This window comes from Agrococcus sp. HG114 (assembly GCF_024723325.1).
Taxonomy (GTDB): Bacteria; Actinomycetota; Actinomycetes; order Actinomycetales; family Microbacteriaceae; genus Agrococcus.
Window position 1 is genome coordinate 1 of the sequence record NZ_JANQCH010000172.1, and the last position, 3,856, is coordinate 3,856.

Annotated in this window: 5 protein-coding genes; 4 read left to right on the plus strand and 1 reads right to left on the minus strand. The window is 73.9% G+C overall.

The annotated features are described in order from the left end of the window. A partial coding sequence (locus tag NWP09_RS12135) for a hypothetical protein (protein WP_258275760.1) occupies positions 1–184 on the minus strand: 184 nt, incomplete at its 3' end. 55 nt (positions 185–239) lie between these two features. On the opposite strand from NWP09_RS12135, the gene NWP09_RS12140 reads away from it, so the two are divergent. The 4 genes from NWP09_RS12140 to NWP09_RS12155 form a co-directional block, all read left to right on the plus strand. Next, positions 240–893 (plus strand): histidine phosphatase family protein, encoded by a 654-nt coding sequence (locus NWP09_RS12140; protein ID WP_258275761.1) that lies wholly within the window; start codon positions 240–242, stop codon positions 891–893. A 44-nt stretch (positions 894–937) separates the two neighbouring features. After that, positions 938–1,498, plus strand: a complete 561-nt coding sequence (locus tag NWP09_RS12145) for a TlpA disulfide reductase family protein (protein ID WP_258275762.1) — start codon at positions 938–940, stop codon at positions 1,496–1,498. 80 nt (positions 1,499–1,578) lie between these two features. Continuing rightward, positions 1,579–2,295, plus strand: coding sequence for a cytochrome c biogenesis CcdA family protein (locus NWP09_RS12150; protein ID WP_258275764.1), 717 nt, complete (start codon positions 1,579–1,581; stop codon positions 2,293–2,295). Then, positions 2,279–3,856: cytochrome c biogenesis protein ResB (locus NWP09_RS12155; protein ID WP_258275763.1), on the plus strand; the 1,578-nt coding region annotated here is incomplete at its 3' end. The genes NWP09_RS12150 and NWP09_RS12155, both read left to right, overlap by 17 nt.

Here is a 3,856-nt window from a genome sequence, read left to right on the forward strand (position 1 = left end):
GCACCGGCGCATCCGCCCCGTCGGACGCGACGAGCAGCCACACGCCGGCGGCCGCGAGCGCGACGACGCCGAGCGCGGCGGTGCCGCCGTGGCGGCGGTGCGCGACGTAGCGCGCCCACACCCACAGCATGCTCGCGCCCGCCGCGATCAGCAGCGCGAGCACGAGCGGCACGAGGAGGGGCACGCCTCCATCCTGCCGGGTGGGATCGTCCATAGGGTCGCTCGGTACGATGGCCCGCATGCCCGCCCGCCGCCTCCATCTCGTGCGCCATGGCGAGGTGCACAACCCGGGGCGCGTGCTCTACGGCCGCATGCCGGGCTTCCTGCTCTCGGAGCGCGGGCACCGCATGGCGGAGCTCGCGGCGCAGCACCTCGCGACCGGCCCCGACGCCCGCCGCGTCGTGCGCCTCGCGGCGAGCCCGCTCGAGCGCGCGCAGGAGTCGGCGGAGCCGTTCGCGAGCGCCTTCGGGCTCGAGGTGCGCACCGAGCACCGCATCATCGAGCCGACGAACGCGTTCGAGGGCAAGACCTTCGAGGCGAGCGGGGCACTGCGCCACCCGTCGGCATGGCCGCTCGTGCGCAACCCCTTCCGCCCGTCGTGGGGCGAGCCCTACACCGCGATCGCGCAGCGGGTGATCGCCGCGATGGACGACGCGTGGGACGAGCTCGACGAGTCGGACGACGACGGCGACATCGTGATGGTGAGCCACCAGTCGCCGATCTGGATCGCGCACCTCGCGCTCGCCGGGCGACCGCTGTGGCACGACCCGCGCAAGCGCCGCTGCCAGCTGTCGTCGATCACGAGCTTCGAGCGCCGGGGCGACCGCATGGTCGAGGTCGGCTACGCGGAGCCCGCGGCCGCGGTCGACGCGATCGACGCGGGGGCGGTGTGAGCGGCGTGGGCGTCCGGGCCGGCCGGGGTCCGGTGCGGCGGCGGATGCGCGTGGGCGCCCTCGCGCTCGCTGCGCTCGCGCTCGCGGGCTGCTCGAGCGCCGACGGCGTGGCCGCCCAGGTCGGCGACGCGGGCTACATCGCCGGCGACGGCTTCGTCACCGAGGTGCCGCCGGGCGAGCGCCAGGCCCCGGGCGCGTTCGGCGGCCCGCTCGCCGACGGCGGCGAGTTCGACTCCGCGTCGCTCGACGGCGTGACGCTCGTGAACTTCTGGTACGCCGCGTGCCCGCCGTGCCGCATCGAGGCGCCCGTGCTCGCGGAGCTCCACGCCGAGTTCGGCGACGAGGTCGACTTCCTCGGCGTCAACACGCGCGACGGCGCCGCGCAGGCGACCGCGTTCGAGCAGCAGTTCGGCATCGAGTACCCGTCGATCCTCGACGACGCGACCGCCGAGGCGCAGCTCGCGTTCACCGGCATCGTCGCGCCCAACGCGGTGCCGTCGACCCTCGTGCTCGACAAGGAGGGCCGCGTCGCCGCCCGCGTCTCCGGCGCGGTCTCCGACACGAGCATCCTCTCGACCCTGCTCGAGGAGGAGCTCGCGCGGTGAGCATCGCCGCCCTCGCGCTCGCGCCCGCCGTGCCGCTCGCCGCCGCCCCGGCGCTCGCCGCCTTCGACCCGGCCGGCGCGGTGCTGAGCGGCCAGCTGCTCGTGTCGGTGCCGATCGCGCTGCTCGCGGGAATCGTCTCGTTCGCGAGCCCGTGCATCCTGCCGCTCGTGCCCGGCTACCTCGGCCTCGTCGGCTCGCTCGTCGGCGGGCAGGACGGCGGCCGCCGCCGGCTCGTGGGCGGCGTCGCCCTCTTCATCGCCGGCTTCACGCTCGTGTTCGTGCTCGGCAACGCGATCGTGGGCGCGGTGAGCTCGTTCCTGCTGCAGCACGGCGACGCGCTCGTGCGCGTGCTCGGCGCGGTGCTCATCCTGCTCGGGCTCGTGTTCGTCGGGCAGTTCTCGTTCCTGCAGCGCATCTGGAAGCCGCAGCAGGTCAAGGCCGGCGGGCTCTGGGCCGCGCCCGTCGTCGGCGTCGTCTTCGCGCTCGGCTGGACCCCGTGCTCCGGGCCGACGCTCGCGGCGATCAGCGCGCTCACGGTCACGACCGGCTCCGCGTGGCAGGGGGCGGTCCTCGGCCTGGCCTACGCGCTCGGTCTCGGCATCCCCTTCCTGCTGCTCGCGCTCGGCCTCGGCTGGGCGGGCGGCGCCGTCGCGTGGATGCGCCGGCACATCCGCCCCATCAACATCGCGGGCGGCGCGATGCTCATCGCCATCGGCGTGCTCATGGTCACCGGTGCATGGAACGCCATCATGCAGTCGCTCCAGGGTTGGATCGCGAGCGTTGTCACCGTCATCTGATCCCAAGCGGCCCGGCGACCACATCGACTCGGTCGAGGCGCCCGCGCAGCCGCCGCTCGACGCGCGCGGCTGGGCGCGGTTCCTGTGGCGGCAGCTCACCTCGATGCGCACCGCGATCGTGCTGCTGCTGCTGCTGGCGGTCGCCGCGATCCCCGGCAGCCTCGTGCCGCAGCGCTCGAGCGACCCGAACGGCGTCATCCAGGTGCGCGCCGACAACCCCGACCTCGTCTGGCTCTACGACGCGCTCTCGCTGCACGACGTGTACTCGAGCCCGTGGTTCTCGGCGATCTACATCCTGCTGTTCACGTCCCTGGTCGGATGCGTCGTGCCGCGGCTCGCCCACCACTGGAAGGCGATGCGCGCGCAGCCGCCGCGCACCCCGGCGCGGCTGTCGCGGCTCGTCGGGTTCCAGACCGTACCGGGCGGCGCATCCGACCTCGACGGCGCGGAGCGGGTGCTGCGCCGGCTCGGCTACCGCACCGCGCGCTACGGCGACTCGATCTCGGCCGAGCGCGGCTACCTGCGCGAGACCGGCAACCTGCTCTTCCACATCGCGATGCTCGCGCTGCTGCTCGTCATCGGCCTCGGCTCGGGCTTCGGCTACAACGGGCAGCGGCTGCTCGTCGAGGGGCGCGGGTTCGCGAACACGCTCTCGAGCTACGACTCGTTCTCGTCGGGGCAGTGGTTCGACGACGGCTCGCTCGAGCCGTTCGCCGTCGTGCTCGACGACCTCGCGGTCGAGTACGAGACCGAGAACCCCGACGCGGTCGGGGCGCCGCTCGACTTCACCGCGTTCGTGACCGTGACCGAGGAGGGCGCCGAGCGCGAGGCGCAGATCAAGGTCAACGAGCCGCTGCGGGTCGCGGGCGCCGACCTCTACCTCATCTCGAACGGCTACGCGCCGCGCATCTCGGTGCGCGACGCCGCCGGCGAGGTCGTCTACGACCAGTACACGCCGTTCCTCGCGCAGGACGACCTCATGACGAGCCTCGGCGTCATCAAGCTGCCCGACGGGCTCGAGGAGCAGCTGGGGCTGCGCGGCTTCTTCTACCCGACCGCGGTGTCGCTCGAGACCGGCGCCCTCGCATCCGCCTACCCCGACCTCGCGAACCCCGTGCTGTCGCTGCAGGCGTTCACGGGCGACCTGCGGCTCGACGCCGGGATCCCGCGCTCGGTGTACGCGCTCGAGACCGACGCGATGACGCAGATCGCCGGCGGCGACTCGGGGCAGGAGGCGCTCACGCTCTTCCCGGGCCAGACGCTCGACATCCCCGGCGGGCTCGGCACGATCACGTTCGAGGACGTGCGGCGCTACGGCGTGATCGAGGTGCACGTCGACCACACGCAGACGCCGGTGTTCTGGATCACCGTCGTGCTGTTCCTCGCGCTGCTCGCGTCGCTGCTCATCCCGCGCCGGCGCATGTGGGTGAAGGCCGTCGACGGCCGGCTCGAGCTCGCGGGGCTCGCGCGCGGCGAGGATCCGACGCTCGAGCGCGCGGTCGACGACCTCGCTCGGCGGCTCGGGGTCGGCGACGGCGGCGATGCTGGGCCGGCCGGTGGC